The organism is Caballeronia jiangsuensis, from assembly GCF_046030135.1.
Taxonomy (GTDB): Bacteria; Pseudomonadota; Gammaproteobacteria; order Burkholderiales; family Burkholderiaceae; genus Caballeronia; species Caballeronia jiangsuensis.
Map to the genome: position 1 here is coordinate 1 of NZ_JAQQDB010000134.1, position 432 is coordinate 432.

The window sequence follows — 432 nt, forward strand, 5'->3', positions numbered from 1 at the left end:
GCTATTCAATCGTATGACTGCTCGACTATCCGATTTTCCCCGCTACACGAAACTGCCGCTGTTCGATCCGCACCGCCAGACGTTCACTTGCGTTTATCAGGATCAGCACATTCCGCCCGTCGATCCGCAGGCCGAGTTATGGTACGAGCAAGCGCTCGAACTGAACGACCCGAACGTATGGTTCGAGAAGCGAAACTGGAACCGCATCTACCAACTGTATGTGCAGGCGGCCGAGCGCAATCATTGGAAAGCGATGTTGAATCTTGCCTCGCTGATTCTCAGTGGTTATCCAATTCCGGAACATGATCCTGAGCTTGCCATTCGCTGGGTCGAGAAGGCGATGAAACTAGGGGTGGCAGATGCGTGGGACCGCATGGGCACGTATCACCAAAACGGGCTGATCAAAGGGAGCGACGCGACCAGCGCCTATGC

The 432-nt window shown here is 55.1% G+C and carries 1 protein-coding gene; it reads left to right on the forward strand.

Annotated elements, in window-relative coordinates; genetic code table 11:
• Nucleotides 1-13: 13 nt before the first annotated feature.
• A partial coding sequence (locus PQR08_RS38695; RefSeq protein ID WP_408164510.1) for a tetratricopeptide repeat protein occupies nucleotides 14-432 on the forward strand: 419 nt, incomplete at its 3' end.